Here is a 25,472-nt window from a genome sequence, read left to right as displayed (position 1 = left end):
AGATGAGCGAAAAAATCGCAGCAATAGACCCACAGCCCACTACAGGAATTAATCAATCCTGCTTACAGTGCAGTCTGAGCAATTTGTGCATCCCAATTGCTGTCAACAAAGATGAAATTGATCGCCTTGAAGACCTGATAAAGCAAGGAAAGACCATCAATCGTGGTGATCATATATTTAAAGAACACTCCCCCTTTAAGTCTTTATTCGCTGTCCGTAGCGGCGCAATTAAAACTTATTCAGTCACAGAAGACGGTGAAGAACAAGTCACAGGCTTTTATTTACCAGGGGAAATTATTGGCCTCGATAGCACCAACACAGATTCATACAGCTGCTCTGCTAAAGCGCTTGAAAGGGCCAGTGTGTGCGAGATTCCGTTTAGTCAACTTGAAACATTGGCCTCAAAAATACCAACCCTTCAACATCACTTTTTCTCATTAATGAGCAAAGAAATTCAAGGCAGCCGACAGCTTACAATGTTACTTAGTAAAAATACCGCAGAAGAGCGAATTGCATCATTACTGCTAAGCCTTTCTAGCCGATTTAAATTACGTAAACTTTCAGGCACAAGCTTTAGACTTCCCATGCCAAGAAACGACATTGGTAACTACTTAGGCCTTGCTGTTGAAACCGTTAGCCGTGTTTTTACTCGCTTTCAAAAAAGCGGCCTGATATCTGTTCAGGGTCGTGAAGTGGTGCTAGAAGATATTGACGCTTTAGTCGATATCGTAAAAAACCACAGTAAATGCATAAACCCAAAATAATACAATCATGCTAAAAAAAGAGGCTTTATGCCTCTTTTTTTATGTTTAGACGTTAATTAACTACAAGAATAATACCTACTTATTAGTATAAAATCAAATATTGATTTATATCACTTTATGGTAGTTTTTCACCCCTAAAATCACCCACTTTAAGCAATAAATTATGAAATATCATTTTACTGGCTTAATGAGTACTGATTTCATTTCAGATATACTCCATAATAATAAGTGAACCTAAGCCTAGCTAGTTATACCTTTAATTCTCTACATCTTCTTCATACTGCTCAGATACTCGACGGGCAAACACTCCGCCAAAACAGGCAAATAAGCACCCAAGAAAAACCATCACAACAGCCATGAAGGTAATATCACCCCGTTCTGCAGAAGACATGATGGAGGCTATTCCGGCAAGAAAACCAACAACGGAAGCATGCGTTACCTTATAATGAGAGGCCATCGTACCCGTCAATAGACCACCAAACGCCATCGTTAAGCAATAAACTAATACGGCAAATACAAACCAAATTTCTTGCTTATAGGTTGAAAAAAAGACGTAATCACTCGCGGCCATGCCAATATATGATGCGAGCAAGACATAAAGAGCCTGACCAAATAGACCGACCAAAATCGTCACTATCAGCCCGACAATAAGCGCTTTCCAACTAATCATTAGGTTATCCAAGTAATCGAAATAAATTAGAAGGTATCAGTGTATATGAAAATATAAGGAGGATAATTGACTTACTGCAACTGTCTTTCGTTGAAGCGCCACTTTACTTACAGCAGCGCTTAAGAAACGTATCTTCGAGGTACCCTAGCGGTTACCCCTGTTAACAGCTCATAACTAATCGTTCCAGCAGATTTGGCAACTTCATCGACTGAGATATTTTTTCCCCATAACTCAACTTCATCACCTACGTTTACTTCTGGATGGTAACTAAGATCAACACTCAACATATCCATCGAGACACGGCCAATTAATGGCACTACCCTGTCGCCTATCCAAACAGGTGTACCTGTCTCAGCGTGACGAGGATATCCATCGCCGTAGCCAGCTGCAATTGTACCGATTTTGGTTGTACGGCTTGCTCGCCACGTGCCGGCATAACCGACACAATCACCAGCCTCGATCTCATGTATCGCCATAATACGCGACTGCAGCGACATAACAGCCTTTAAGCCCATTGCCTCTGATGATAAGTGATCTAAAGGGGAAGACCCATACAACATCACACCAGGCCTCACGCAGTCGAGGCGGGTTGCTTTATGCTCTATCAACGCGGCTGAATTTGCAGCCGTTAACAGTAACCCATCTGCTGCAACCCCCATTTCATGAACGGCTGAGCGGAACAGCGCTAATTGCTGTTCCGTCACTGCCTTATCAATTTCGTCAGCAGATGAAAAATGAGTCATCACACCCACTACGTGAACCGAAGTAAGCGCTTTAAGTTTAGTTAATACATCAACTGAAATAGCCGGAGAAAACCCCAAGCGATTCATGCCAGTATTAAGTTTAAGCCAAACATCAATCACAGCATCTTTATGTTGGAATTGAGCTAATTGCTCAATTTGATAATCAGCATGAACAATTAACTGCAACTTATGTGCAGCAGCAAACGCTAGTTCTTCACCCGTGAAAGCCCCTTCAAGAACCACTACAGGGTTATCAATGCCTTCGTTGCGTAACAGCATAGCTTCATCGACACAGGCGACGGCGAGCGTCGAGTCAGGTAACGCTTTTGCAACTTCACAAATACCATGCCCATAGCCATTCGCCTTAATAACCGCTACGCACAAGGCATCACCTGCAAATTTTTTTGCTAACGCATAATTTGCCTTAAATGCTTGCAAATCTATAGTTGCAACGATCGGTCTGGTCATTAAAACTCATCACCGTAATCAACGTGAGCCAAATCTTCAAACTTGGTAAATTGTCCCTGAAAGCCTAGCTTAATCGTGCCAGTAGGCCCGTTTCGCTGCTTACCAATAATAATCTCTGCTATCCCCTTATCAGGGCTATCTTCGTTATAGTAATCATCTCGATAGATAAACATGATGATATCGGCATCCTGCTCGATCGCACCCGACTCACGCAAGTCTGAGTTGATCGGGCGCTTATTCGGCCGCTGCTCCAAACTTCGGTTAAGCTGAGATAGCGCAACAACAGGGCATTTAAGTTCTTTTGCTAAGGCTTTTAAAGACCGAGATATTTCAGATATTTCAGAGGTACGGCCTTCACTATTACCCGGCACCTGCATTAACTGCAGGTAATCGATCATAATTAAGCCAAACTCTTGTTTTGTTTCACGCGCAATTCTACGCGCTCTCGAACGAACCTCAGTTGGGCTTAACCCTGCTGTATCATCGATATACAACGGCTTATCTTTTAATAAACTCACTGCCGAGGTTAAACGAGGCCAATCATCTTCTTCCAGCTTACCACTTCTTACACGTCCTTGATGGATACGCCCCATAGACGACAACATACGCATAACGATGGCGTCGGACGGCATCTCCATGCTAAATACCAGTACAGGCTTACCGGCCCCTAATAGGGCATTTTCAACCAAGTTCATGGCAAATGCAGTTTTACCCATCGACGGCCTGGCGGCGACAATCACCAAGTCTGACGGCTGCAGCCCTCCAGTATTTGCGTCTAGATCCCTAAAGCCAGTCGTTGTGCCTGTTAGCGGGTCATCGGTGTTAAATAACTCATCAATCCGCTCAAGTGTCTGAGTAAGGATTGGGTTAACGTTCTGCGGCCCACCTTCTGATGCTCTAGACTCCGAAATCTGAAATACTTTACGCTCAGCTTCGTCCAGTAATTCCGCACTTGTTCGGCCTTGGGTGTTAAAGGCCGAATCGGTAATTTCACCTGAGGCAGTGATGAGTTTTCTAATAATAGAACGCTCACTGACAATTTCAGCATACGCTCTGATGTTAGACGCACTGGGCGTATTCTTGGCTAAGTCTCCTAAATATGATAGACCACCGGCATTCTGTAATTCGCCAAGTTTTTCTAACTCTTCAGACAGAGTAACCACGTCAAGTGGCTTTGCTTCTCCCGCCAGCCGAGCAATAACGCGATAAATTAGCTTATGCTCATGGCGATAGAAATCTTCTTCAACAACCTTGTCAGCTACCACATCCCATTTGCTGTTATCGAGCATTAAGCCACCCAATACAGACTGCTCAGCCTCTATCGAGTGCGGTGGAACCTTAAGCTGGCTCAATTCTTTATCAGTACTCATATTATTCATGATCTACCGTGACAACTTTTGTAGTAAGAGTGGGAAACATATAAGGATAACGCAATACATTAGGCTATATTAATGCGCGAGTACAAGAATTAAAAATAAAAACATACACTAGAAACAAATACGGCCCAAGGGTTAACTAAAGTAATTACTTTAGCCACCCTCGGGCCGCACTTACAACTCATTAAGCTCCAACTCGTATCAGCTATGAAACAGCTACGAGTGGCAGACTGTATCTAAGTAATATTACTCAGAAACAACGGTCAACTTAACGATTGCATCCACATCGCTGTGAAGGTGAACAGTAATTTCATACTCACCAATCGCGCGAAGTGGTCCTTCTGGAAGACGAACTTCACTTTTGTTCACTTCAACACCAGCAGCCGTGATTGCATCAGCAACATCACGAACACCAATTGAACCAAACAATTTGCCTTCATCACCCGCTTTAGAAGCGATTGTGACTTCAAGTGCATTTACTTGCTCAGCACGCGCTTGTGCTGCTGCAAGTTTTTCGGCTGCCGCTTTTTCAAGCTCAGCACGACGAACATCAAACTCAGCAACGTTAGTTGCAGTAGCAGGAACAGCCTTACCATAAGGGATAAGGTAGTTACGACCGTAACCTGATTTTACGCCAACCTTGTCACCAAGGCCGCCGAGTTTACCGACTTTCTCGAGCAGGATAACTTCCATCTCGCAAACCTCTTTAAACCGTCTGTGATAGCTGTATTTTTTCTAGTCGATTGGGGTCGTTTTAATTCGAGCTCTAAAGTCGAACCAACTATCCAATATCGCCATAAAAATAATCAGCAAAAACAAGCTAGGCCCTAATATTAATGTGCTCATATAAAACACAAACAACCAGTGCCCGCCCAAATTCCGTTTAGCCACACTACCATGTACCAATGCAATGCCGGCTAGTGCAAGCGGTACCAACATAATTAGTACCAAAGGAACAATATGTAAACTTATCGCAGGGCCAAATAGTGTTAAGCCTACTGCGCTCAGTGCGAACACTGGCGACAACTTAAAACTATGAAACTCCTCACGGAAGCCCCCAGGATTATAAAGCGTAGACTGCCAGCTTCTAGCTAACATCACCGCTCCGAGTGCTATTGCAAGATATGTCGTTGCCAAGCTGCCGACCATTAGAGAGGTGAACGCAGGTTCTAACTCTCCACTGAGCTGTTTAACCATCTCAGGGTCGATCTGACTATATACTTCTTTGGCCATATCAATTAATTGCTGTATTACATCTGGCAATAACACGGGCAATAAAAGCCCTGTTATAAACGCAGCCATAACACCTGCAATTAACGCTTTCTCCCAAGATATCGCCTGTCGCAATGCAACAGCCATAACCCAAGAGAATACTAACACTAACACTATTCCCGGATCGCCGAGCTTAACCCACCATGCTACAGCCGGTAGTAAAGCCCAAGCCAAAACGTTTATTCCTTGTCCAACTCCTTTACGTAACGTAACCAGAGTTAGAACAGCCGCACTTAACCAAAACATTAAAGGCAGTGCTGCGGCAATCACCGCCACGACTACGGCCTGCTTAGGGCCTCGCATCAAAAATTCCGCTAATGCACGCATACAGGGTAATCGCTACTTTTTAACTTACTCGTGGTGGTTATCTGTAAAAGGTAACAGAGCCACGTAACGTGCACGTTTAATCGCTGTTGCCAACTGACGCTGGTAACGAGCTTTAGTACCAGTAATACGGCTAGGAACGATTTTACCGGTTTCAGATACGTAACCTTTTAAAGTTTCGATATCTTTGTAATCTATTTCTTTAACCCCTTCAGCAGTGAAGCGGCAAAACTTACGACGACGAAAAAAACGAGCCATTGTAATTTCTCCAAATTTAATTTTTTAACTAATAATTAACCAATTAGTACAAGAGGAAGATTACTCTTCGCCTTCTGCCTGGTCGTCAGTATCAGCAGCATCAGTAGTTTCAGCTGTACTCTCTTCAGCAGCTTCAGGAGCAGGACGACGATCTTCACGATCATATCTACGCTCTTCACGGCCTTCAGATGCTTTAATTAGAGAAACTTCAGTGATCGCTTCTTTGCGACGAATGATCATGTCACGAATGATCGCGTCGTTGAAACGGAAGTTGTGAGATAGCTCATCCAACGCTTCACCAGTACATTCAATGTTCATAAGAACATAATGTGCTTTGTGAATTTTGTTGATAGGATAAGCCATGTGGCGGCGGCCCCAATCTTCTAAGCGATGAACTTCACCACCAGCATCAGCGATGATGCCTGTGTAACGCTCAACCATTGCTGGAACTTGCTCGCTTTGATCCGGGTGCACCAGAATTACGATTTCGTAATGACGCATTGTATCTCCCTACGGGTTATAAGCCTCCCACTAGCAGTAAATCGCTTTGAGAAGCAAGGAGTTGAATTGATGTGTTTTAAGAACCGCGCATTTTAGTGTTTAAGCTATGGGGTTGCAAGAAGAATCTGAACAAAAAACAAACGATGGCGTACAAAGGCGCTCAATGGGTAGCTAACCACTTGCCATTGATGTGTTATAGACGTCTCTGCCTGACAGCCTCAAACAAACAAATACCTGTCGCTACCGAGACGTTCAAACTACTCACCGAGCCTGCCATGGGTATTTTAACAAGGCCATCGCAGTGTTCTTTGGTCAAGCGGCGAAGCCCCTTACCCTCTGCACCCATAATCAATGCAATTGCACCGTTAAAGTCGTTTTCATAGATGGTTTGCTCGGTTTCTCCCGCTGCACCGACCAGCCAAATGCCATATTGCTTCAACCATTTAAGGGTTCTGGCTAGGTTAGTTACTTTGATATACGGCACATGCTCTGCCGCGCCACACGCCACTTTTCGGGCAACGCCATTCAGCGGGGCAGACTTATCTTTTGGTGCAATGACAGCATGTACACCTGCAGCATCAGCCGATCGTAAGCAGGCGCCAAGGTTATGGGGGTCCGTGACACCGTCCAGTACTAGCAAAAAAGGTTTTTCTGTAAGCGCTTGCAGTAACGTCTCTAAGTCGCCTTCATCCATCTCTGCAATCGAATCACACTCTGCAATTACGCCTTGGTGATTACCTGCCACGATTTTATCTAATTGATGACGTTCTATATTTTCGATACTCACGCCTGCCTTTCTGGCCGCAACAAGTAGACTTTCTAGTCGTTTATCTTTACGTCCTCGAAGCACTAATAGACGTTTTATTTTTTCAGGGTCTTTTTCTAGCAATGCAGATACTGCATGTAAGCCGAAAACAGTTTGAAGCTCAGTCATTATTAAGCATTACCATTTACAATTATATTGACGTTCATTACTTCTGAACCTTCCTCTTACGAGGTGTAGCACTTCCCGCTTTTGCAGTTCTAGGTGCCGATGACTTAGTGGCTGTTTTTTTCTTAGCTACTTTCTTCGCAGGTTTTTTCTTTTTACCTTTTTCAGGCATTTTATCTAACAATGCTTTTCGACTACCCTTTCCTTTAGGCTTGCTCGCCCCTTTAGGCCGCCCCTTTCCTTTGTCTGCTTTTCGCCTTGAAGCACCTTCGCCCTTTTCAGTTCTTCGACTTGGTTGGCCGAGTATTTCAAAGTCGATCTTGCGATCATCAAGGTCTATTCTGACCACTTGAACACTGACGGTGTCACCTAAGCGATAACTAGCACCCGTTCGCTCACCCACTAATCGGTGCTTAGCCTGATCATACTGATAATAGTCACTTTTCAGCGAGGTCACGTGCACTAAGCCATCAATATATAGATCTTTGAGCTCAACAAAGAATCCAAATGACGTGACCCCGGAAATAAGGCCTTCGAAGGTTTCACCCAAATGCTGCTGCAAGAACTCACACTTAAGCCAACTCACTACGTCGCGAGTCGCTTCATCTGCGCGGCGCTCTGTCATTGAACAATGCTCACCTAACTGCAACATTTGTGGCAAGTCATAGTGATACGGGTTCTCTTTTGGTTTGATGACATCAGTACGCTGCACTTCAGCACATTCTTTTTCGCTATGGATCACTGACTTAATAGCGCGATGCACAGTAAGGTCTGGGTAACGTCTAATGGGCGATGTAAAGTGTGCATAATGAGGGTATCCCAAGCCAAAGTGCCCTTCTTCTTCTGGGCTATATACCGCTTGACTGAGTGAACGCAGCATAACCGTCTGTATCACACTAAAATCTGGTCGATCTTTAATTTGAGACAGTAGCACCTGATAATCAGAAGGTTTTGGCTTCTCCCTATCACCTGGTAGCTGAAGCCCTAGCTCACCTAAAAACTCTCTTAGGTTTTCAAGCTTTTCTGGGCCAGGACCTTCATGCACACGATACAATGTATGCATTTTATTTTTCTTTAAGAAGAGCGCTGTGGCTACGTTGGCTGACAGCATGCACTCTTCGATAATTTTATGCGCTTCGTTTCGTTGAGTTGGCACAATCTGCTCGATTTTTCGTCCTTCGCCGAACAGTATTCGGGTCTCAACGGTTTCAAAATCAATCGCACCGCGCTGGTCGCGCGCATGCCTTAATGCATGATAAAGATCGAACAGATTATGCAAATGAGGCAAGGTGCTCGCATATCGTTCACACAACAACTGACCTTCTTCACTCTCAGGGTGCTCCAGCATCGAGCTGACTTTGGTGTACGTTAGTCGAGCATGAGAATACATGACCCCTTCATAAAACGTGTAGTCTTGTAGCACACCCTGTTTGTCAATGTTCATTTCACAGACCATACAGAGCCGATCTGTCTCAGGGTTTAATGAGCACAAACCGTTTGAAAGTACTTCGGGTAACATCGGTACAACATGGTCGGGAAAGTAAACAGAATTCCCTCTGTTAAACGCTTCAAGATCTAACGGCTGCCCCATTTTTACATAATGAGCAACATCAGCGATCGCAACAATTAGCCTCCAACCACCCTTTTTATTCGGTTCACAGTAAACCGCGTCATCAAAATCGCGTGCGTCTTCACCATCAATCGTGACCAAAGGTAGGTGACGAATATCAATTCGGTGCTGCTTATCACTCTCAACCACTTCACTTGAAAAACCTTTTACAGCCTCGTTAACTTCAGCCGGCCAAATAAACGGGATGCTGTGTGAACGAATAGCAACATCGATTTCCATGCCCGGCGCCATGTGGTCGCCCATTACTTCAAGTACTTTACCAATAGCGCTGGTTCGAACCGTCGGGTGCTGAGTAATTTCAACCACCACATACTGCCCATGCTCAGCACCCATACAGGCATCAAGCGGAATCATGACATCATTCGCTATTTTGGTGTTTTCTGGCGTCACAAACGCAATACCACCTTCAAGACAAAGGCGACCTACGACTTGTTCAGTATTTCGCTCTAATACTTCAACCACAATAGCCATTCTGCGCCCACGCGAATCGACATCATCGACTCGCACCAACGCACGATCGCCATGAATTACCGATCGCATCTGTCGCGCTGTCAGGAACAAATCAGGCGAGCCGTCTTCAGGGATAACAAACCCAAACCCGTCTTTGTGGCCCTGAACTCGCCCTTTAATTAAGCTGATACTACTGGTCGGCACATACTGGCCTCGGCGATTACAAATAAGCTGCCCATCTCGGCTCATTGCAATCAGTCTGCGTCTAATCGCTTCTATAGAATCTTCATCTTTTAAATTAAGCGTCTCACACAACTCAGGATGAGTGGCGGGCTCTTTAGTTTTTTCTAAATGCTCAAGTATAAACTCTCTACTAGGCACTGGATTATCGTACTTCTCCGCCTCTCTCTGGGCATAAGGATCACGTACTTTCTTCTTTGACATTCACTTTCCTGCAGCTCTGCTGCGTCGTTAATAACTTAAATTTGAATAATAATCTTAAGATTTCAAATAACAATTGCATTCATTATAGCGTCAAAGCCCTATACAAGCTCAACTATTGATATTGACGCGCTAGAATGTACGTTTGCAATATAATGATCAGTGTAAGTAGTATGGCTAATATCCACGCATCAAATTAACCTGATTCAATAAGGGCTTACCATCTTGCATAAGCCGATAATTGTTAAGGATTTGTGGCGCTACCGAGATAGGGTCTGTAATGCTGGCGCAATGAGGTGTTACAAATATTTTATCGTGCTGCCAAAATAGATGGTTTTTAATGAGTGGTTCTTCTCTAAACACATCAAGGCATGCACCTCGAAGTTGACCTTCATTCAATGCTGTTATCAAATCTTCTTCAACCAGATGCTCGCCTCTTGCCACATTAACTAAATAAGCACCTGTTGGTAACTTATTAAAGTTTTTTAGGTTAAGTATGTCACGCGTTTCGTTGGTCAGCGGCAGCAGGCATATCAATATATTGGCGTGCGAGAGAAACTCATCAAGCTGTACCTCCCCCGTGTAAGACCTTACGCCTTTAATATTTTTTTGAGTTCGCGACCAACCGATCACATTAAACCCGAATTCCGAAAACCGGTTAGCAGTATATTCACCAATATGACCTAACCCCATCATCCCGATGGTGGTTTGAGATATTGATTTAGGCGGCTGCGGAAACCAATTTGATTCACCTTGCTGAGCGTTATACAAATCAAACCCTCGATAGTGACACATCACTGCAGCACAAATATATTCAAACATAGACTGCGCTAATAACGGGTCTACGATTCTTAATATGGGCAGATCTTTTGGTAAATAGACATCATTCAATAAATGATCTATACCTGCGCCCATCGAACAAATACATCTCAAATTTGGGTAATTTGCAAGTACACCCTCTGGATGATTCCAGCACAACACAAACTCAACATCCGCCTTATTACGCTCGCTTGGCCAAACTTGAATATCGAGCGTAGGATCCAGCTCTTCTAAGGCCTCCACCCAAGGTTTGGGGTCTTTGTTGGTGCAAATTATAGATATAGTCATGTGCCTGCTATTTGTTTATCCACTAAGGTTCAACATTTCATTGTGTGGCATTCTTGACAAGGAAGTCAGTCATATCAGCCTCCGTTAATGGTCGGTTAATATAATACCCCTGAATTAAATCACACCCAATGGATCTCAGAAACTCATATTGTTCAACACGTTCAACACCCTCTGCAACCACTTGAAGACCAAGCTTGTGAGCCAGCGAAATACTGGCTTCTACAATCGTAGAGTCACCGCCTACTTCACCGATGTCATCGACAAATGACTTGTCTATTTTCAACACACTCAGTGGAAAGCGCTTTAGATATGCCAGGGATGAGTAGCCTGTACCAAAATCATCTATGGCGATTCGTACACCTTCTGAACGAAGTGCATTTAAGGTTTCAATAACCGCTACAGGGTCTTGCATCACCGTGTTCTCAGTGATTTCCAGCTCCAATAAATGCGGAATCATTTGTTCTTCTTTTATTGCTCGTTGGATTTTGTCCATCAAGTGTCGGTCGTTAAATTGGGTTGCAGAAACATTAACGGAAATTCGAAGGTCATTAAAGCCTGCCTCACGCCAAATACGGTGTTGCATACAAGCTTGCCGAAGCACCCATTCACCTACCGAAATAATTAACCCAGAGCCCTCTAATAAAGGAATAAAGTCAGCCGGTGAGACAATGCCTCGCTTAGGGTGTTGCCAACGAATTAGCCCTTCCATGCCCACTACTTTACCGCTTTGTGCATCAACTTGAGGTTGGTAGTACAAACGGAATTCATTCTGCTCTAGCGCTTGCTGCAAGTCGCCTTCTAATGACAGAAACTCATGGCCTCTGGCGTTCATAGATGGTGCATAAAACCGGTATTGACTGGGCCCTAATGCTTTAGCACGATACATGGCCGTATCGGCATTGCGCAATAAATCCTCGACATTTTGTCCGTCAGTCGGGTAAAGCGCTATACCCGTGCTAAAGGTGACATAAATATCTTGTGAGCCCACTTTAATGGGTTGCAAAAAGGCTTCCCGAAGCTTTCTGATCACCGAAATCGCTTTATCGGGATGCTTGAGGTTTTCTAGCAATATGGTGAATTCATCCCCTCCGTGTCGAGCGATCGTATCTCCTGGTCTAAGGCTGTTGCGCAGTCGCTGACTTACTTGCTTTAGCAGTGAGTCGCCGTGTCCATGGCCCATGCTGTCATTGACGCGTTTGAAGTTATCTAAATCAAGAAACATCACGGCGACACAATGATCATGCCTTCGGGCAAGCTCAAGCGCAGTTGCAAAACGATTTATAAGAAAGTAACGATTGGGCAAGCCAGTTAACGCATCATGCGTTGCCTGGTGATGCAGCACAGATTCAAAGTGCTTTCGCTCAGATATATCTCTAACCGTAACCGATAGATACTCAATTTCGCCATGCCTATCGTTATGGGCCAATAGCGACATAGATACAGGTATTATTTTACCCGCAATGGTCAATATTTCTGTTTCGCCATGCCAGGCTTTATTTTGTTGCAAGCCAGGCAAAATTTCTACCCACAGCTGTTGCGCAAAAGGCTCGGACACTAAATCAACTAAGTTTAGTTTTTCAACGTGCTCTTTTTCAACACCCTCTAGCCCAAGCAGCTTAAGCCCGGAACTGTTTAGATATTCCAGTCTAGCATCAGGCTGAAGGATGGCTACCATATCAGGAGAGGCTTCCAATATGGCTACTAAACGAGCACGAGAACGATCCGTTTTTTGTCGATCTTTTCGGGATTGTGTTTCTCGCAGTTCACGCTCTACCGCAGACCTCATGCGAACCAGGTTATCCTTCATGAGGTAATCCTGTGCACCTGACTTAAGGGCTTCGACCGCGATATCTTCTCCGATAGTCCCAGACACAAAAATAAAAGGGATCTCTGAGTTGTGCTCTCGAAGCACACCTAATGCTCGATGTCCGCTAAAGTGTGGCATCGAGAAGTCTGAGAAAACGATATCCCAAGGCTCTTTAAGCTTAGATATCATGCCCTCTTCAGTATCAACACGACACCATTTAACAGAGAAATCATTCGTTTCTAAATAGTCCACCAATAGCAAGGCGTCATCTTCCACATCCTCGATAATTAGCGCGTTTAATGGTTTCTTCGCCCTATCTGGTGCCTGCATAATTTCCCCCATATCGTCTTTCATCTTGCAGGAGGTGCCTCGTTCAACCCTAACCAATACGACCCAAGTTGGCCAGCCGTATTAACAAACTCTTCAAAATCAACTGGTTTACGCACATAACTGTTAGCACCAAAGCTATAACCTTTCAGCCGATCTTCATCTTCAATAGATGATGTTAATATGACCACTGGCATTAACTTGGTTCGCTCATGAGCGCGCAAACGGCGTAACACTTCTAATCCATTTATTTTGGGTAAATTTAAGTCTAGCAATACTAATGACGGTAGAAGTGAAGACTCCTTGCCTGAGTACCGTCCAGTACCCAAAAGGTATTCTAAAGCCTCTTCACCATCGCGCACCACGATGATCTCGCTACCAATAGCGTTCGCATTCATGGCTTCAATTGTTAACAGCTCGTCATCTGGATTGTCTTCAACGAGAAGAATCATTTTTCCGTCCATTCATCCACCTCTGTTTGCAACGTAAAATAGAATGCCGTCCCTTTCCCTACTTCACTGTCAGCCCAAATACGCCCACCATGTTTATGAACCGCGCGCTGCACTGTTGCCAGACCAATGCCCGTCCCTGGAAACTCAGAAGCTGTATGTAGCCGCTGAAAAGCGCCAAACAGTTTGTCTACAAATTCCATTTCAAAACCTACCCCATTATCTTTCACACAATAAACAATCTCGGTCGCCTCGGAAGAGCTACTTACGTCTATCACTGCATCACGTCGTTTGCTCGTGAACTTCCAAGCATTACCCAGCAGATTGTCGAGAATAACTCTCAATAACTGAGGGTCTCCATCTACCCTTAAATTTGGCTGTACTATCAATTTCACTTGTCGGTTAGGGTCACCTAAGCTGAGCTCTTCTATCACGGTCTCAGCAAGACGAGTCAAATCTACTGACTCATGCTTAAGTTCTAAACGGCTCACTCGTGACAAACTTAGAAGGCTATCTATCAATACCCCCATCCTTTGTGCTGCCGCACGTATTCTGTTTAGACGGTCTTGACCTCGTTCGTCCAGCTGGTCGGCATAATCGCTCAACAAGGTGCTACTAAAGCCATCCAAAGCACGTAGTGGGGCTCTAAGGTCATGGGAGACAGAGTAACTAAAGGCCTCGAGTTCTTTATTGATCACATCGAGCTCTCGGTTCTGCTTTTTGAGGTGCCTATTCAGCTCTTCAATTGCTTGCTCGGTTTGTTTGCGCGTGGTGATATCCCGAATGTTACTCAACACCAACATACCCTGTTCAGTGTTAACAGGGCTTAAACTAATTTCCACCGGGAACTCACTACCATCTTTGCGCACCGCAAATAACTCTAAGCCCTCTCCCATAGCACGTAGCACTGTTTTTTTTGAATACCCTGAGCGATCAATGACATGTTGGTGACGATATTTCTCTGGCACCAAGACCTCTACCTTTTTTCCTCGCAGTTCGTCACGCGTGTAACCAAATGACTTTTCAGCTTGGTTGTTTATCAGCGTGATCACCCCTTGATGGTCCACAATCACAATCGGGTCAGGCGCATGATCAAAAAGCCCCCTAAAGCGAGCTTCATTCTCTCTAATGCGCAGCTCGGCCTGCCAGCGTTGAACACCAAAAAAGGCAATAATTCCACTCACAACAGCCAACAACAAAACCAAGGCAACAAATGCAATAACAGTGTTATTTAAAGACTTGGCTGAATGAGCATTAAGTTGCTGAGGAGACACATAAGAAAGTATAGTCCAGCTGCCGACATTGCCACTAAATAAGAACGTTTTTGGCACTATTTTCTGATAAATAAACCAACCCTCGTCAAGCAACAATTTATCTTGCTCTGGGCCTTTTATAATAGTGTTCCATATACCGTTAAAATCACTCCCAAAACGTTCGCCCTGGCGATCTGGATACATAAAGCCCCATTCTTTATTTTCTGCCGGCCCTAACAACCAATACCCACTATCGTTTAATAGCCAAACGCCGCTTTCACTAAAGCTATGGAGCGCACTGATACGCTTAAGTAATTCCCCTCCCTTATAATTCACGACCATCAACCCTCTTTTTTGGCCTTTACGGTCAAACACTGGAGTACCTACTCTGATCATAGGTTTAAGGGGAGTTTCAATAACGCGGTTCTCGACATTCAAGTCAAACGGTGACATATAAACCTCACCCTCACCCAAAGCAAGAACCTCCGTCACATAATAGCGGCCAGATTTATCTTGCAACTGAGTCGATAAAACCGATTGATATTGCCCCGCAATTTCATGAACCCGAACAACCTCTTTACCCTGGTTATCCAAAAAACGAATCTGATCATAGGCCTTGTGATGGCGCGCAAAGGCCAACATGTCGTCGGTGAGATACTTCAAATCCTGAGGTGACTGGGTATCAAGCCATGCCTTTAAGAGTGATTTTTCGGCTAAATAGAGGGCATCTTTTCTCAATACTTCAATTTCATTAATGATCAATTGGCTGGCAAGCTGAATAACATGCTCTTCAGCAACCTGAGAGATGGTTTGTTGATGACTTAACTGGGTGTTATAGAACTTCCACATAACCGCTGACAGCACTGCAACCGCCAGTACAAAAACGCTGAAAAAAAACTTTAAATAGCGCAATCCCTGCATGACATTTATTGGAGAAAACACTAAATCCACCCTGATCTTATCAGCCCATTATCCCTACACTTGAGTCTAGTAGTAGGTTATAAATTAGCAATGTCTATACGTCAGGTAGAGCAGTAAGTATATGTACCTATACAGTGAATAGGCTAAACCCTTATTTCAATATCCACCTGCACAGGCGCATGATCCGAGCACTCGGCATCATTGTCTGGGTGAGGGTTAATTAAATGTGCGTTATTTACTTGGTAAGTATTAACGCTGGCAAGACTGTGATCATAATCTGACTTAAAATCTTTCGAGAGCAAAATGTAATCCAGTACATTGCCTCGATTGGCAAAGTAATGCGTGGGCTTTCGGTCGTTAGGTTTTATTTTTTCTTGTAGATCAAACGCATCATACAAAGAAAAGCGCTGTATCGCTCGTTGATGAGCTATCGCCATACCCGATACATTTTTACCATCTAGCCTGTCGATATTCTGACCTCCCACCAACGACTGCAAGACAGGCGATTCCATAGAGTCATTTAAATCGCCCAACACCATCACCGGCCGCTCTTTCACTCTCATTTGCTCAATGATATCTTGGTAAATTAATGTCGCCTCTGTACCACGTTGAATTGTTGAGGCCCAACTTCCGTGTACCTGAGCTGTCACGCTCTCACTCATACTATCGAACGCGCCCTCTTCGCCCGTTAACTGTGGTTCTATTTGCGATCGTTTGGATTTTAAGTGTGCTACATATACCAACACGCTTCCAAACCCTTCTATTTGAACCTCTGCTCGAATAGGAGGACGACTGAAATTAAAATCAGACTGTAACTTCAGTGCATCAATCAAGGAAGACGAAACCTCTACCGCCTCTGCAGTCAAAATTGGAAAGCGTGAAGCCAATGCTACTACAGGCTTTTCATAAACGTGATGTGTTCTGACTTGAGGCTCAGATACCGTGACAAAATAAGGCAGGTTATGCTGTGCTACGAGTGTTTTAAGCGCATCAGGACTAAACACCTCTTGAAAGCCAATAATATCGGGCGATAAACTCGATAACTGCTGAGCAATCCAACGCTGCTTTTTCTCCCATTTGGGCAGCGTATAAATATTTTCAGTTTCGTAATAAGCGTTAGGAGGGAGAACGTAATTAAAGAGGTTAAATGTGCAGACGTTAAAGTGTGTGTTATAAGTGTTCAAAATAATTCAAATGCTTCCGTTTTTATTAAGATAATCATTGAACCAAAAGCTGTTATGAAAGTCTATTCGATTCAATTTTGACTGACGCTAGCGTTCCCGCTACATCGTACGTATAACATAATAAGGACAGGGTAAAACATGAACATGCGCTGTATTATGACAAAATGAAACATCAATCAGGGTTATACATTCTCTTAGCCGCAGGCTTTTCACGCCGTTTTGGTAGCCCTAAACTGCTACACCCACTTCCATCAGGTAACAGTGTTATTAGAACCACTATTGATACGTTAAAGGCGTCAGACTATGAGTTTGTAGTGGTTATACGAGACGATGATATGGTTCTTTATAATCACCTTACTTCCCTCAATGTTGACGTCATTACAGTCAAAAACGCCGAACAAGGACTTTCAAGTGTTATAGCAGAAGCCGCAGAAACGTTAAGCACAAAAACCGTGGATTGGATTGGCATTTGTTTGGCTGACATGCCTTATATACAGCCGCAGACACTAACCAAGTTAACATCTTACGCTACACCCAATGCCATTATTCGCCCCTATTACCTAGGGAAACCCGGTCACCCAGTTCTATTTGGTCGGGACTTTTTTGATGAACTAACAAAACTAACGGGTGATGATGGAGCAAAATCGATTATTAAACGGTTCCCCGATGCGTTACGTGCAATTGATATAGATGACTCGATGGTTTTGTATGATATCGATAAGCCTAGAAATATTCGTTAAGGCGTAAAAGTGTTCGCTTTTCGGGTTGTGATAAACCGCTGGGAGTCGACCTAAAGCCGACATATAAGCTAGATCATAATATTTACGTCACCAAGTAGTTTTTCCTCAATACCTTTCTGTATAGCTTTTTTAGTTTTAGACGCTAAGTCTTGGGAGTACTTTCTGGTGAGGAAATTACAAACTCTTTTCAGTGTGATTTTAAATACGGGACTAAGTGTGAGTCTATATGGCATGACAACTTAATCTATATCGAAAGCGTCGGAGGTAGTTAGCTCTTTTTCAGAAACGCGCTAATCCGCTAAGTTCACTCGCTTTAGCAAGGCAATTGACTCTTGTTGATACTGACAATCTTCAAAACTTTGGATTATATATTTTGCTTTCCCGTTTTGAGTAACCATAAGCGGTTCATCTACGCTTAGCTTACTGGCACTTTCTTTTAAGAAGGTAACGGTTTCAGTATGCATAAAAAACGATCTTATTCAGTCCTAATATGGCCTGATTGTAGCGCAGCGGATCAAAACTGAAATAAGCGTACAGCTCAAATAAAAATACGGCGGTTACTCTGAATCCAAAATTATTAAGACATCCTCTAAGGTGCGCTTTCTGTAAAAGCGCTTTTGATTTTTCTTTTAACCAATAAGTATCGATTTAGGTCGTTAGCTAGCGGCTTTCTAGTTTCAACAAGGGGCTAACCAGTCAAAAACCTATGCCGCTCAGAGACGACTTCGGCCATAATTGAGATAGCAATTTCTGCCGGTTTTTTACTACCAATATCGAGCCCAATAGGCGCATGTAATTGACTAATTTCAGCTGGAGTACAATCTAATTGAACCAAACGTTTACAGCGCGCTTCGGTAGTTTTTAAAGACCCCATCGCGCCGATATAAAACGCCTCTGTTTTGAGTGCCTCCATCAACGCCATATCATCTACTCTGGGGTCGTGAGCCAACGCTAAAATGGCACAATATGGATCATGAAAACGAGCCCTTACTAAGTCATCGGGTAAGCATTGAATGACCTCGACCCCTTCTTGCTGCCACCCTTGCAAAAACGATTCTCGTGGGTCGCAGAGTGTGACGGCAAAGCCAACAGAATTAGCCATTTGAGCTACATAGTGGGAGACTTCCCCAGCACCCAATAGCAGCATTTTAAACACAGGCCCGAACAGCACGCTGACTGAGTTAGGTGAAACAGTAACCGTTTGACCTGCCACATCGCTCACCTCAGTTGATAAGCGAACGGGGGCATTCGTTAATGGCACGACTCGACGGATTCGCTGTCGATTATTAAGTGTATCAAGAATAATCTTAACATGTTGAAGGGTGTCAGGTGTTGCGACTAAGCGCTCAACTAACAGTGTTATTTGACCACCACAAGGTAGCGAATAACGCGCTTGATCTTCTTCAGAAATCGCATACTCATAAAGGTAAGGCGTAGGGTTGATATCAGTGTCTTCAGAGGCCACTGAAAGTTTACGTATTAGCGCTTCTTCTATGCAACCACCCGATAACGACCCCACAATGCCATGCTCTGGGTGAAAGGCCAACACCGAACCCGCTGGCCTTGGCGACGAGCCCCAAGTGCTTACAATCGTGCATAGCCATGCAGACTGACCGGCACTGAGCCATTGATATAACGATTCAATGACTCGATGCTCGGTACTGTGGGCACTAAACGACATAAAGCACTAATCCAGGCTCAACATTAAACACTAGGCCAAACGCAACGGTAATGACCGCAACCGCTGACCTGTTGCAGCAAAAACAGCATTAGCAACTGCAGGGGCTAATGGCGGCACACCTGGCTCACCAACACCGGTTGGGCTTTCATTGCTATCAACAATGTGCACGTCAATATCAGGTGTTTCATTCATCCTCAGCAACTGATAGTCATCGAAGTTAGACTGCTCTACACGACCATCTTTCAACGTTATTTCACCATACAGCGCTGCAGTCAATGCAAAAATAATCCCGCCTTCCATTTGGGCTTTTACTATATCGGGGTTAACCACAATGCCGCAATCAATCGCACAAACGACACGGTGTATATTGATGCGTCCATGTTCAACCGAAAGCTCCACCACTTGAGCGGCATAACTCTTGAAGCTTTTGTGGACCGAAATCCCTCTAAAGCGCCCTTTAGGGAGTGGTTTACCCCAGCCTGATTGCTTGGCAGCCAACTCAAGCACCTGTCGTTGGCGCGGTTGGTTTTTTAGCAAAGATTGTCTGAACAAGAATGGGTCAGTGGCTGTTTCATGAGCCAGTTCATCAATAAAGCTTTCAACATAAAATGCGTTTTGAGAATGCCCTACAGAGCGCCAGAACGACACAGGTACGCCAATATCGGCATGAGTATGACGCACTTGCAGGTTAGCTATTTCGTAAGGCACATCAATGGCCCCTTCAATAGCGGTTGTATCATTCGGTACTGCTATACCCTGCATGGCTAACCCGATCGACCCGAGCATGCCATACATAAACTTAGGTGCCCAAGGGTACTGTGCAGGCGCTGCATCTCGGATATACCAGTCCAGTAGCTTAGGGGCCACTATTTGATGATCCCACCCCGTTACTGCGCCAGCTCCGTCAAATGTTGCTTTTAGTTTGTGATAGGTGGCTGGGCGATACCAATCATGCTGTGTATCTTCTTCTCGTGACCACATAAGCTTTATAGGTCGCTTAGCTTGCACCGCAACAGCAGCCGCTTCTTCAATGAAATCTTGCGTCAATCGACGACCAAAACCACCCCCAATAGCGGTAACATTCACATCGACATCAGACGGAGAAAGTTCTGTCACTCGTGCAACAGCAATTCGCGCAAGATCAGGTGCTTGGGTCGGAGCCCAAACGGTTGCACGATTGTCAGTAACCTCAACCACACAGTTCATCGGTTCTAACGTCGCATGAGCTAACAAAGGCGTTTGATATTCTGCTTCAAAAACACGAGAGGCGCTTTCTACCGCATCACCAAAGTCACCTTCATCGCGAACGCACTTCCCTTCATCGTCTAATGCCCTTTGCTTAAACGTCTGAAACATATCATCCGACGACAGTTTAGCGAGCGAACCTTCATCCCATTCAATATCAAGCTTGCTTTGAGCTTTACGGGCTTGCCAGTATTGTTCAGCTACAACCGCGACGCCGTTATAGACTTCAAAAACTGAAATGACACCCTTGGATTCTAGCGCCTTTGTTGCATCAAACTGTTTTACCTTGCCACCGACGACAGGGCACCGGCTAATAACCGCATAGGCCATTCCCTCAACTTCAGTGTCTATGCCATAGGCCGTAGTCCCATTAACTTTGCCTGCAATGTCTAGGCGTTTATTCTGTTTACCAATAAAACGGAAGTCAGATGCGGGCTTTAAACGTGGGTTTGAAGGTATGGATTGTGATGCCGCCAACGCGGCTAACTCACCATAACTTAATCGCTTGTTAGTACCCAGCAATGTGACATAACCATCATGGGCCTGGCACGCCTCAACAGATACGCCATACACTTCGGCTGCGGCAGCCACTAGCATCTCTCTAGCAGTAGCGCCGGCCTCTCTAATTTGCCCCCAGCTAGTGGATAAGCTGTTACTACCGCCTGTCATCTGCAAACCGTATTCAGGGTTTCGGTATTCATTAGCGACAGACGCATATATAACGGTAATGGTGTCAGGCTCTATATCTAATTCTTCAGCTAACAGTGTGGTTAGCCCAGTCGTTGTGCCCTGCCCCATCTCGACTCGATCAAGGGTAAATATAAGCTTGGAGTCAGGTGTAATCTCAAGCCATGCATTCGCTACCCAGCTATTGTCATCAGATAGTCCTTTATTACTAACCGCGGCACAACCAGGCAAAAAAGCACTGAGTGATAAGCCACCAGTCGCCGTAACGGAGGCTTTTAAAAACTGACGACGAGAGATATTAACGTTGTTGGTTTGATTACTCATAATATGCCCCCCGGTTAGCTATTTTTAAGATTATCAGCAGCATGATGTATCGCCGCTTTTATTCTTGGGTAAGTGCCACAGCGACAAGCGTTTCCGGACATAGCTGCATCGATATCTGCATCGGTTGGGCTCGCATTATTCGCTAGCAGCGCGCTAGCTGACATCAGTTGACCCGATTGGCAGTAACCACACTGAGGCACATTAAACTCAACCCAGCTGGCTTGTAATGGATGAGGGGTTTCTTCAGAACCAATCCCCTCTATTGTGGTTATATTTTGATTTTCAACAGCACTAACAGGGGTAATACACGCGCGAATAGGGTTTCCATTTAAGTGTACGGTACAGGCACCACATAAGCCTTTGCCGCAGCCAAACTTAGTACCTTTAAGCTTTAGCTCATCTCTTATGACCCATAAAAGAGGCGTATCCGGTTCAAAATCAATCACCTGCTCTTTGCCGTTGATCGCAATCTTCATTATTCGCCTCTTATCTATTTATATTGTTGTTTTTATTTACTGTCATCCCGAACTGACAATCATAAATGACCATTCGCCACATACACAAGCCATAACAAGTGATAATTCATGCCAACCATTTAGCATTTTTTTGCATCACCGGGATTTTTTAAACGCCAAGTATTCTGGAATTCTAAACAGTACCTGAACTCTAACCATCATACACCTAATTGCGAGATTGTTATGTTAATAAAAGAGTTTATAGCCTTACCCCTGATGCTCACGACACTGCTATCAGCAAATAGTTTAGCCGACTTAACATTGCTTTCAGACAGCGAGCTCGCCCAATCTACCGCTCAAAATGGGCTAATATCAAGCAGCTTTGGCAGTACGCCTTTTTCTCAATCTGTTATAGAACGGGACAGTAGATATATTGAAAGTAAAAAGGTAGAAAGCTTGTATTTATCAAGCAAAGTTTTGGCAGAACGAGGACTATATTTTAGTGAACTGAATCACCCAACGATTGCAGATAACGCACAATTAGCAGAGCAGCTAGAAAGGTCGCTGCTAACACTCTCTACGCTAATTTCATCTAGCGTTACGATGTCTGGTCTACTGCCTGTGCTTGGGTTTCCGATCAGTGTTGGTGTTTCTGTTGCGCCCGAGGCATTTGATGTTCAGGTGAATGGGGTCAATATTGATATAAGTATGGATGTGACCATTAATAAATGAACAAAGGTCGGCGTTAGATCAGCCACTAACCAACCTATATCCTTCAGGATGTTGTTTGTGCAACCAGACTAAAAGTTCACTCATTGGCAGTGGTCGCGCGAGGTAATACCCCTGCAAATAATCACAGCCCATCGCTTTCAATGTATCGAGGCTGGTTAATGTTTCAACCCCTTCTGCTACGACTTCATAACCTAAGTCATGGCACATATTAACCGTTGTTTTAACAATGATAGCGTCATCTTTATCACTATCCATCTCCATCACAAAAGAGCGGTCAATTTTGATCTCATGCACAGGCAGCTGCTTAATGTAAGATAACGACGAGTGACCAGTGCCAAAATCGTCAATCGATAATTTAACACCAATCTGATTAAGCGCCGTTAATACCAATAAGGCATTTTCAGGGTCTTCCATCATTGCAGTCTCGGTTATCTCTAATATTAATAACTGAGGTGAAACCTGATATTTGTTCAGTAAGGTTTGTACTAATAATAAAAACTGTTTTTGCTTTAAGTTCACGGCCGATATGTTAACCGAGACAGTCATTTGATGGTGCGAGTTATTTAATGCCGCAATGCTTGATAACGCCTTATCTAGCACCCACTCAGTTACGACATTAATCGTACCCGTTTTTTCCGCAATAGGAATAAACTCATCAGGCGGAATAAAACCATACAACGGATGATTCCAACGCAATAACGCCTCAAAGCCAGCCACTTTGTTTTGTTTACAATTGACTTGGGGCTGAAAATACAATTCCAGTAGGTCATTATTTACCGCGTTTTGAAGATCCCCCATTAACGTCAAGCGACGTGAGTTATAAGGGTTAATATCATCAGAGTATTCAGTAACACGCTCACCACGATGAACCCCAACATCTACCGCGATCATACTATGACTGAGCAATGCATCAACATCTGCGCCATGCTGAGGGTAATGCGAAATGCCGATAGAGGCGCCCACATCAATCGCCATGCCTTCATATTCGATAGGTGTAGACAGCACGTCTAATAATGCTTCAGCCGTATCCGTAATATCTTTATTTTTCTGTTTATCGATCAGCACGGCGATAGAAACACCTTCAATAAAGGCCACACCTAAGCTCTGCTGTCCATTATTTTCAACGTCTACTATTCCAGTTAATTCCTGAGCTCTAGCGCTTATTTTTAAACAAACGGACTTTAATAATTGGTCTGCTCTCAAGTGGCCGAGTGTTTTGTTGACCTCATGAAATCGATCAAAATGCACTAAAATAAGCGCAAGACCTTCTTGCTCAAACCCCTCACCTGCCATTAATTCACTAAACCGATTTTCTATGAATACCCTGTTGGGCAAACCGGTTAACTGGTTATGGGTGGCGTCATAGAGAATACTCTCTTCAATATCATGCCGCTGACGAATCTCAGCAAGCATTTGTCGCTGAGCGTCCCAGCGTTCTTCACGCTCTCGATTTAAGCGATCGGCAAGCGCAAAAGATAGCAATACAGCCTCTAGTGAAGAGCCCAGCAACAAGCCATTCTCCGTCAGGTAGTTATAGGGAATAATGCCAAATTTGTTCAGCGCCAATAGCGTGGTCGTTACGACCATACACATCCAAGCGATGGTAAAGAACCGCGCGATTTTGTGGCCTTTAAACCACAGATAAGGGCCCACAAAAATACAGGCGATGCAGACCAATGCAACCAAAAACACCGCAGTGGTTGTCAGCAACCGGTATGGAAGGAAAAATGCAGACAGGATATTTAACAAACCTAGAAAGGCGGTGATTTTAAAGAATAAATCAAATCGTGGTGCATATTTAGCCAACGATAAAAAGCTACGGCTAAATAAAGATGTAAATAGCACACAACCTGGAACGGCCAACAGTATGGCCATTTCTTGCACCACGGGGTAAGAGGGCCAAAGGTATTGATACGTAACCCCGTGCATTGCCACCTGCGTTACCAAAAAAGAAAACACAAACATGACGTAATAAAAATACGGCGCCTCTCTGAGCGAAAAGAATATAAATAAGTTAAATAACACCATGACAGATAGCACGCCATAAAAAACACTTTTACGAACAAGTTCTGTTTGGTCATTAATAAAGTAATGCTGAGGTTCCCAGATGGTGAGCGGCACCTGCACCGCTCCACCGCTATTCACACGAAAATAAATATCAGATTGTTCATTCGCACTAAAGTTTAAAGGAAAAATAAAACTACGATGTTCAATCAGGCGTTGGTTAAAAGGGAGTTTATCGCCTGTTAGATATTGATCAATCACTTGCCCATTTTTAACTCGAAAATACTCTAGGCGGTCAAGCAGAGGGTAATCAACCACTAAAAAACGCGATAGTGTTTCATTTTGGGAGATATTATGAAGTGAAATACGAAACCAGTAGGTACTGCTTGAGTAGCCAAAATTGGGCGTACCTTGTTTATTTTCAGACCAAGTTTGAGGTGTTTGTTGTAAAATATCAGCTATCGTCAACTCACCTTGAGGGTCTTCAATATATTCAATGTAAGGCCCTAAGGCTTGCTCAAGCATGGCTTGATCAAAGCTTAATACCTTTTTATGCTCAGTCGAATTTTCAGCATAAGCATGTGAGACAAACACACTGAAAAATAACAACACTATCGCAAGCATTTTAAAACGAATAAACGCTACCACGCGCCTACACTTTTTTTCTAATTGACTCACGTCAGTGATACTCAGTCTAAAGAGTTTATGAGAGAACAAAAACCATACCA

22 protein-coding genes are annotated in these 25,472 nt (G+C 44.0%); 3 read left to right on the top strand and 19 right to left on the bottom strand.

The window, feature by feature from the left end:
- Positions 1-2 precede the first annotated feature (2 nt).
- A complete protein-coding gene (fnr, locus tag NKI27_RS03900) occupies positions 3-764 on the top strand; it encodes a fumarate/nitrate reduction transcriptional regulator Fnr (protein WP_265048387.1) in 762 nt (253 codons plus the stop codon).
- A 256-nt stretch (positions 765-1,020) separates the two neighbouring features.
- On the opposite strand, the gene NKI27_RS03895 is transcribed toward fnr, so the two are convergent.
- From NKI27_RS03895 to NKI27_RS03830, 14 genes are all read right to left on the bottom strand, one after another.
- Positions 1,021-1,434, bottom strand: coding sequence for a hypothetical protein (locus NKI27_RS03895; protein ID WP_265048386.1), 414 nt, complete (start codon positions 1,432-1,434; stop codon positions 1,021-1,023).
- Positions 1,435-1,553: 119 nt separating this feature from the next.
- Entirely contained in the window at positions 1,554-2,645 is a 1,092-nt protein-coding gene (alr, locus tag NKI27_RS03890) for an alanine racemase (RefSeq protein ID WP_265048385.1), read from the bottom strand.
- The gene (dnaB, locus tag NKI27_RS03885) at positions 2,645-4,024 is read right to left on the bottom strand and encodes a replicative DNA helicase (RefSeq protein ID WP_265048384.1); all 1,380 of its coding nucleotides are present in this window, start codon (positions 4,022-4,024) and stop codon (positions 2,645-2,647) included. Before dnaB ends, alr begins: the two co-directional genes overlap by 1 nt.
- A 243-nt stretch (positions 4,025-4,267) precedes the next feature.
- The gene (gene rplI / locus NKI27_RS03880; protein ID WP_265048383.1) at positions 4,268-4,714 is read right to left on the bottom strand and encodes a 50S ribosomal protein L9; all 447 of its coding nucleotides are present in this window, start codon (positions 4,712-4,714) and stop codon (positions 4,268-4,270) included.
- A gap of 42 nt (positions 4,715-4,756) precedes the next feature.
- A complete protein-coding gene (locus NKI27_RS03875) occupies positions 4,757-5,620 on the bottom strand; it encodes a hypothetical protein (protein ID WP_265048382.1) in 864 nt (287 codons plus the stop codon).
- 24 nt (positions 5,621-5,644) lie between these two features.
- Entirely contained in the window at positions 5,645-5,875 is a 231-nt protein-coding gene (rpsR, locus tag NKI27_RS03870) for a 30S ribosomal protein S18 (RefSeq protein WP_250655092.1), read from the bottom strand.
- A 60-nt stretch (positions 5,876-5,935) separates the two neighbouring features.
- Entirely contained in the window at positions 5,936-6,376 is a 441-nt protein-coding gene (rpsF, locus tag NKI27_RS03865; protein ID WP_265048381.1) for a 30S ribosomal protein S6, read from the bottom strand.
- 193 nt (positions 6,377-6,569) lie between these two features.
- Positions 6,570-7,310, bottom strand: a complete 741-nt coding sequence (gene rlmB / locus NKI27_RS03860) for a 23S rRNA (guanosine(2251)-2'-O)-methyltransferase RlmB (RefSeq protein WP_265048380.1) — start codon at positions 7,308-7,310, stop codon at positions 6,570-6,572.
- A 37-nt stretch (positions 7,311-7,347) separates the two neighbouring features.
- On the bottom strand, positions 7,348-9,831 hold the full coding sequence (gene rnr, locus NKI27_RS03855) for a ribonuclease R (RefSeq protein WP_265048379.1): 2,484 nt from the start codon (positions 9,829-9,831) through the stop codon (positions 7,348-7,350).
- Between the two features lie 174 nt (positions 9,832-10,005).
- Positions 10,006-10,935: a 2-hydroxyacid dehydrogenase gene (locus NKI27_RS03850; RefSeq protein WP_265048378.1), complete on the bottom strand. Its 930-nt coding sequence runs from the start codon at positions 10,933-10,935 to the stop codon at positions 10,006-10,008.
- Between the two features lie 37 nt (positions 10,936-10,972).
- Positions 10,973-13,072: an EAL domain-containing response regulator gene (locus NKI27_RS03845; RefSeq protein WP_265048377.1), complete on the bottom strand. Its 2,100-nt coding sequence runs from the start codon at positions 13,070-13,072 to the stop codon at positions 10,973-10,975.
- A gap of 20 nt (positions 13,073-13,092) precedes the next feature.
- Complete coding sequence (locus tag NKI27_RS03840) at positions 13,093-13,533, bottom strand: response regulator (protein ID WP_265048376.1); 441 nt, start codon at positions 13,531-13,533, stop codon at positions 13,093-13,095.
- Positions 13,518-15,713: a sensor histidine kinase gene (locus NKI27_RS03835; RefSeq protein WP_265048375.1), complete on the bottom strand. Its 2,196-nt coding sequence runs from the start codon at positions 15,711-15,713 to the stop codon at positions 13,518-13,520. The genes NKI27_RS03840 and NKI27_RS03835 overlap by 16 nt, the downstream gene beginning before the upstream one ends.
- A 122-nt stretch (positions 15,714-15,835) precedes the next feature.
- Positions 15,836-16,876: an endonuclease/exonuclease/phosphatase family protein gene (locus NKI27_RS03830; protein ID WP_265048374.1), complete on the bottom strand. Its 1,041-nt coding sequence runs from the start codon at positions 16,874-16,876 to the stop codon at positions 15,836-15,838.
- 164 nt (positions 16,877-17,040) lie between these two features.
- On the opposite strand from NKI27_RS03830, the gene NKI27_RS03825 reads away from it, so the two are divergent.
- The gene (locus tag NKI27_RS03825; RefSeq protein ID WP_265048373.1) at positions 17,041-17,616 is read left to right on the top strand and encodes a nucleotidyltransferase family protein; all 576 of its coding nucleotides are present in this window, start codon (positions 17,041-17,043) and stop codon (positions 17,614-17,616) included.
- Positions 17,617-17,906: 290 nt separating this feature from the next.
- On the opposite strand, the gene NKI27_RS03820 is transcribed toward NKI27_RS03825, so the two are convergent.
- The 4 genes from NKI27_RS03820 to NKI27_RS03805 all read right to left on the bottom strand — a co-directional run bounded on the left by NKI27_RS03820 (position 17,907) and on the right by NKI27_RS03805 (position 22,032).
- Positions 17,907-18,080 (bottom strand): type II toxin-antitoxin system Phd/YefM family antitoxin, encoded by a 174-nt coding sequence (locus NKI27_RS03820; RefSeq protein WP_265048372.1) that lies wholly within the window; start codon positions 18,078-18,080, stop codon positions 17,907-17,909.
- A gap of 224 nt (positions 18,081-18,304) precedes the next feature.
- Complete coding sequence (locus tag NKI27_RS03815; protein WP_265048371.1) at positions 18,305-19,297, bottom strand: XdhC family protein; 993 nt, start codon at positions 19,295-19,297, stop codon at positions 18,305-18,307.
- Between the two features lie 30 nt (positions 19,298-19,327).
- Positions 19,328-21,553 (bottom strand): xanthine dehydrogenase family protein molybdopterin-binding subunit, encoded by a 2,226-nt coding sequence (locus NKI27_RS03810; protein ID WP_265048370.1) that lies wholly within the window; start codon positions 21,551-21,553, stop codon positions 19,328-19,330.
- A 14-nt stretch (positions 21,554-21,567) separates the two neighbouring features.
- Positions 21,568-22,032, bottom strand: a complete 465-nt coding sequence (locus NKI27_RS03805; protein WP_265049469.1) for a (2Fe-2S)-binding protein — start codon at positions 22,030-22,032, stop codon at positions 21,568-21,570.
- Between the two features lie 219 nt (positions 22,033-22,251).
- On the opposite strand from NKI27_RS03805, the gene NKI27_RS03800 reads away from it, so the two are divergent.
- Positions 22,252-22,740 (top strand): hypothetical protein, encoded by a 489-nt coding sequence (locus NKI27_RS03800; RefSeq protein WP_265048369.1) that lies wholly within the window; start codon positions 22,252-22,254, stop codon positions 22,738-22,740.
- An 18-nt stretch (positions 22,741-22,758) separates the two neighbouring features.
- Here the strand turns inward: NKI27_RS03800 and NKI27_RS03795 are convergent, their stop codons facing one another.
- Complete coding sequence (locus NKI27_RS03795) at positions 22,759-25,392, bottom strand: EAL domain-containing protein (RefSeq protein ID WP_265048368.1); 2,634 nt, start codon at positions 25,390-25,392, stop codon at positions 22,759-22,761.
- Between the last annotated feature and the right edge of the window lie 80 nt (positions 25,393-25,472).

The organism is Alkalimarinus alittae, from assembly GCF_026016465.1.
GTDB lineage: Bacteria > Pseudomonadota > Gammaproteobacteria > Pseudomonadales > Oleiphilaceae > Alkalimarinus > Alkalimarinus alittae.
The sequence above is the reverse complement of the archived record's forward strand: the minus strand, read 5'-3'. Positions and strand labels throughout refer to the sequence as shown.

Excerpts from the sequence above, each read along its gene's own strand:
- NKI27_RS03845 (WP_265048377.1), bottom strand. The coding sequence starts at position 13,072 with ATGCAGGCACCAGATAGGGCGAAGAAACCATTAAACGCGCTAATTATC.
- rpsR (WP_250655092.1), bottom strand. The coding sequence starts at position 5,875 with ATGGCTCGTTTTTTTCGTCGTCGTAAGTTTTGCCGCTTCACTGCTGAA.
- NKI27_RS03840 (WP_265048376.1), bottom strand. The coding sequence starts at position 13,533 with ATGGACGGAAAAATGATTCTTCTCGTTGAAGACAATCCAGATGACGAG.
- NKI27_RS03895 (WP_265048386.1), bottom strand. The coding sequence starts at position 1,434 with ATGATTAGTTGGAAAGCGCTTATTGTCGGGCTGATAGTGACGATTTTG.
- NKI27_RS03875 (WP_265048382.1), bottom strand. The coding sequence starts at position 5,620 with ATGCGTGCATTAGCGGAATTTTTGATGCGAGGCCCTAAGCAGGCCGTA.
- rplI (WP_265048383.1), bottom strand. The coding sequence starts at position 4,714 with ATGGAAGTTATCCTGCTCGAGAAAGTCGGTAAACTCGGCGGCCTTGGT.
- fnr (WP_265048387.1), top strand. The coding sequence starts at position 3 with ATGAGCGAAAAAATCGCAGCAATAGACCCACAGCCCACTACAGGAATT.
- NKI27_RS03825 (WP_265048373.1), top strand. The coding sequence starts at position 17,041 with ATGAAACATCAATCAGGGTTATACATTCTCTTAGCCGCAGGCTTTTCA.
- dnaB (WP_265048384.1), bottom strand. The coding sequence starts at position 4,024 with ATGAATAATATGAGTACTGATAAAGAATTGAGCCAGCTTAAGGTTCCA.
- rpsF (WP_265048381.1), bottom strand. The coding sequence starts at position 6,376 with ATGCGTCATTACGAAATCGTAATTCTGGTGCACCCGGATCAAAGCGAG.
- NKI27_RS03850 (WP_265048378.1), bottom strand. The coding sequence starts at position 10,935 with ATGACTATATCTATAATTTGCACCAACAAAGACCCCAAACCTTGGGTG.
- rlmB (WP_265048380.1), bottom strand. The coding sequence starts at position 7,310 with ATGACTGAGCTTCAAACTGTTTTCGGCTTACATGCAGTATCTGCATTG.
- NKI27_RS03815 (WP_265048371.1), bottom strand. The coding sequence starts at position 19,297 with ATGTCGTTTAGTGCCCACAGTACCGAGCATCGAGTCATTGAATCGTTA.
- alr (WP_265048385.1), bottom strand. The coding sequence starts at position 2,645 with ATGACCAGACCGATCGTTGCAACTATAGATTTGCAAGCATTTAAGGCA.
- NKI27_RS03810 (WP_265048370.1), bottom strand. The coding sequence starts at position 21,553 with ATGAGTAATCAAACCAACAACGTTAATATCTCTCGTCGTCAGTTTTTA.
- NKI27_RS03800 (WP_265048369.1), top strand. The coding sequence starts at position 22,252 with ATGTTAATAAAAGAGTTTATAGCCTTACCCCTGATGCTCACGACACTG.
- rnr (WP_265048379.1), bottom strand. The coding sequence starts at position 9,831 with ATGTCAAAGAAGAAAGTACGTGATCCTTATGCCCAGAGAGAGGCGGAG.
- NKI27_RS03820 (WP_265048372.1), bottom strand. The coding sequence starts at position 18,080 with ATGCATACTGAAACCGTTACCTTCTTAAAAGAAAGTGCCAGTAAGCTA.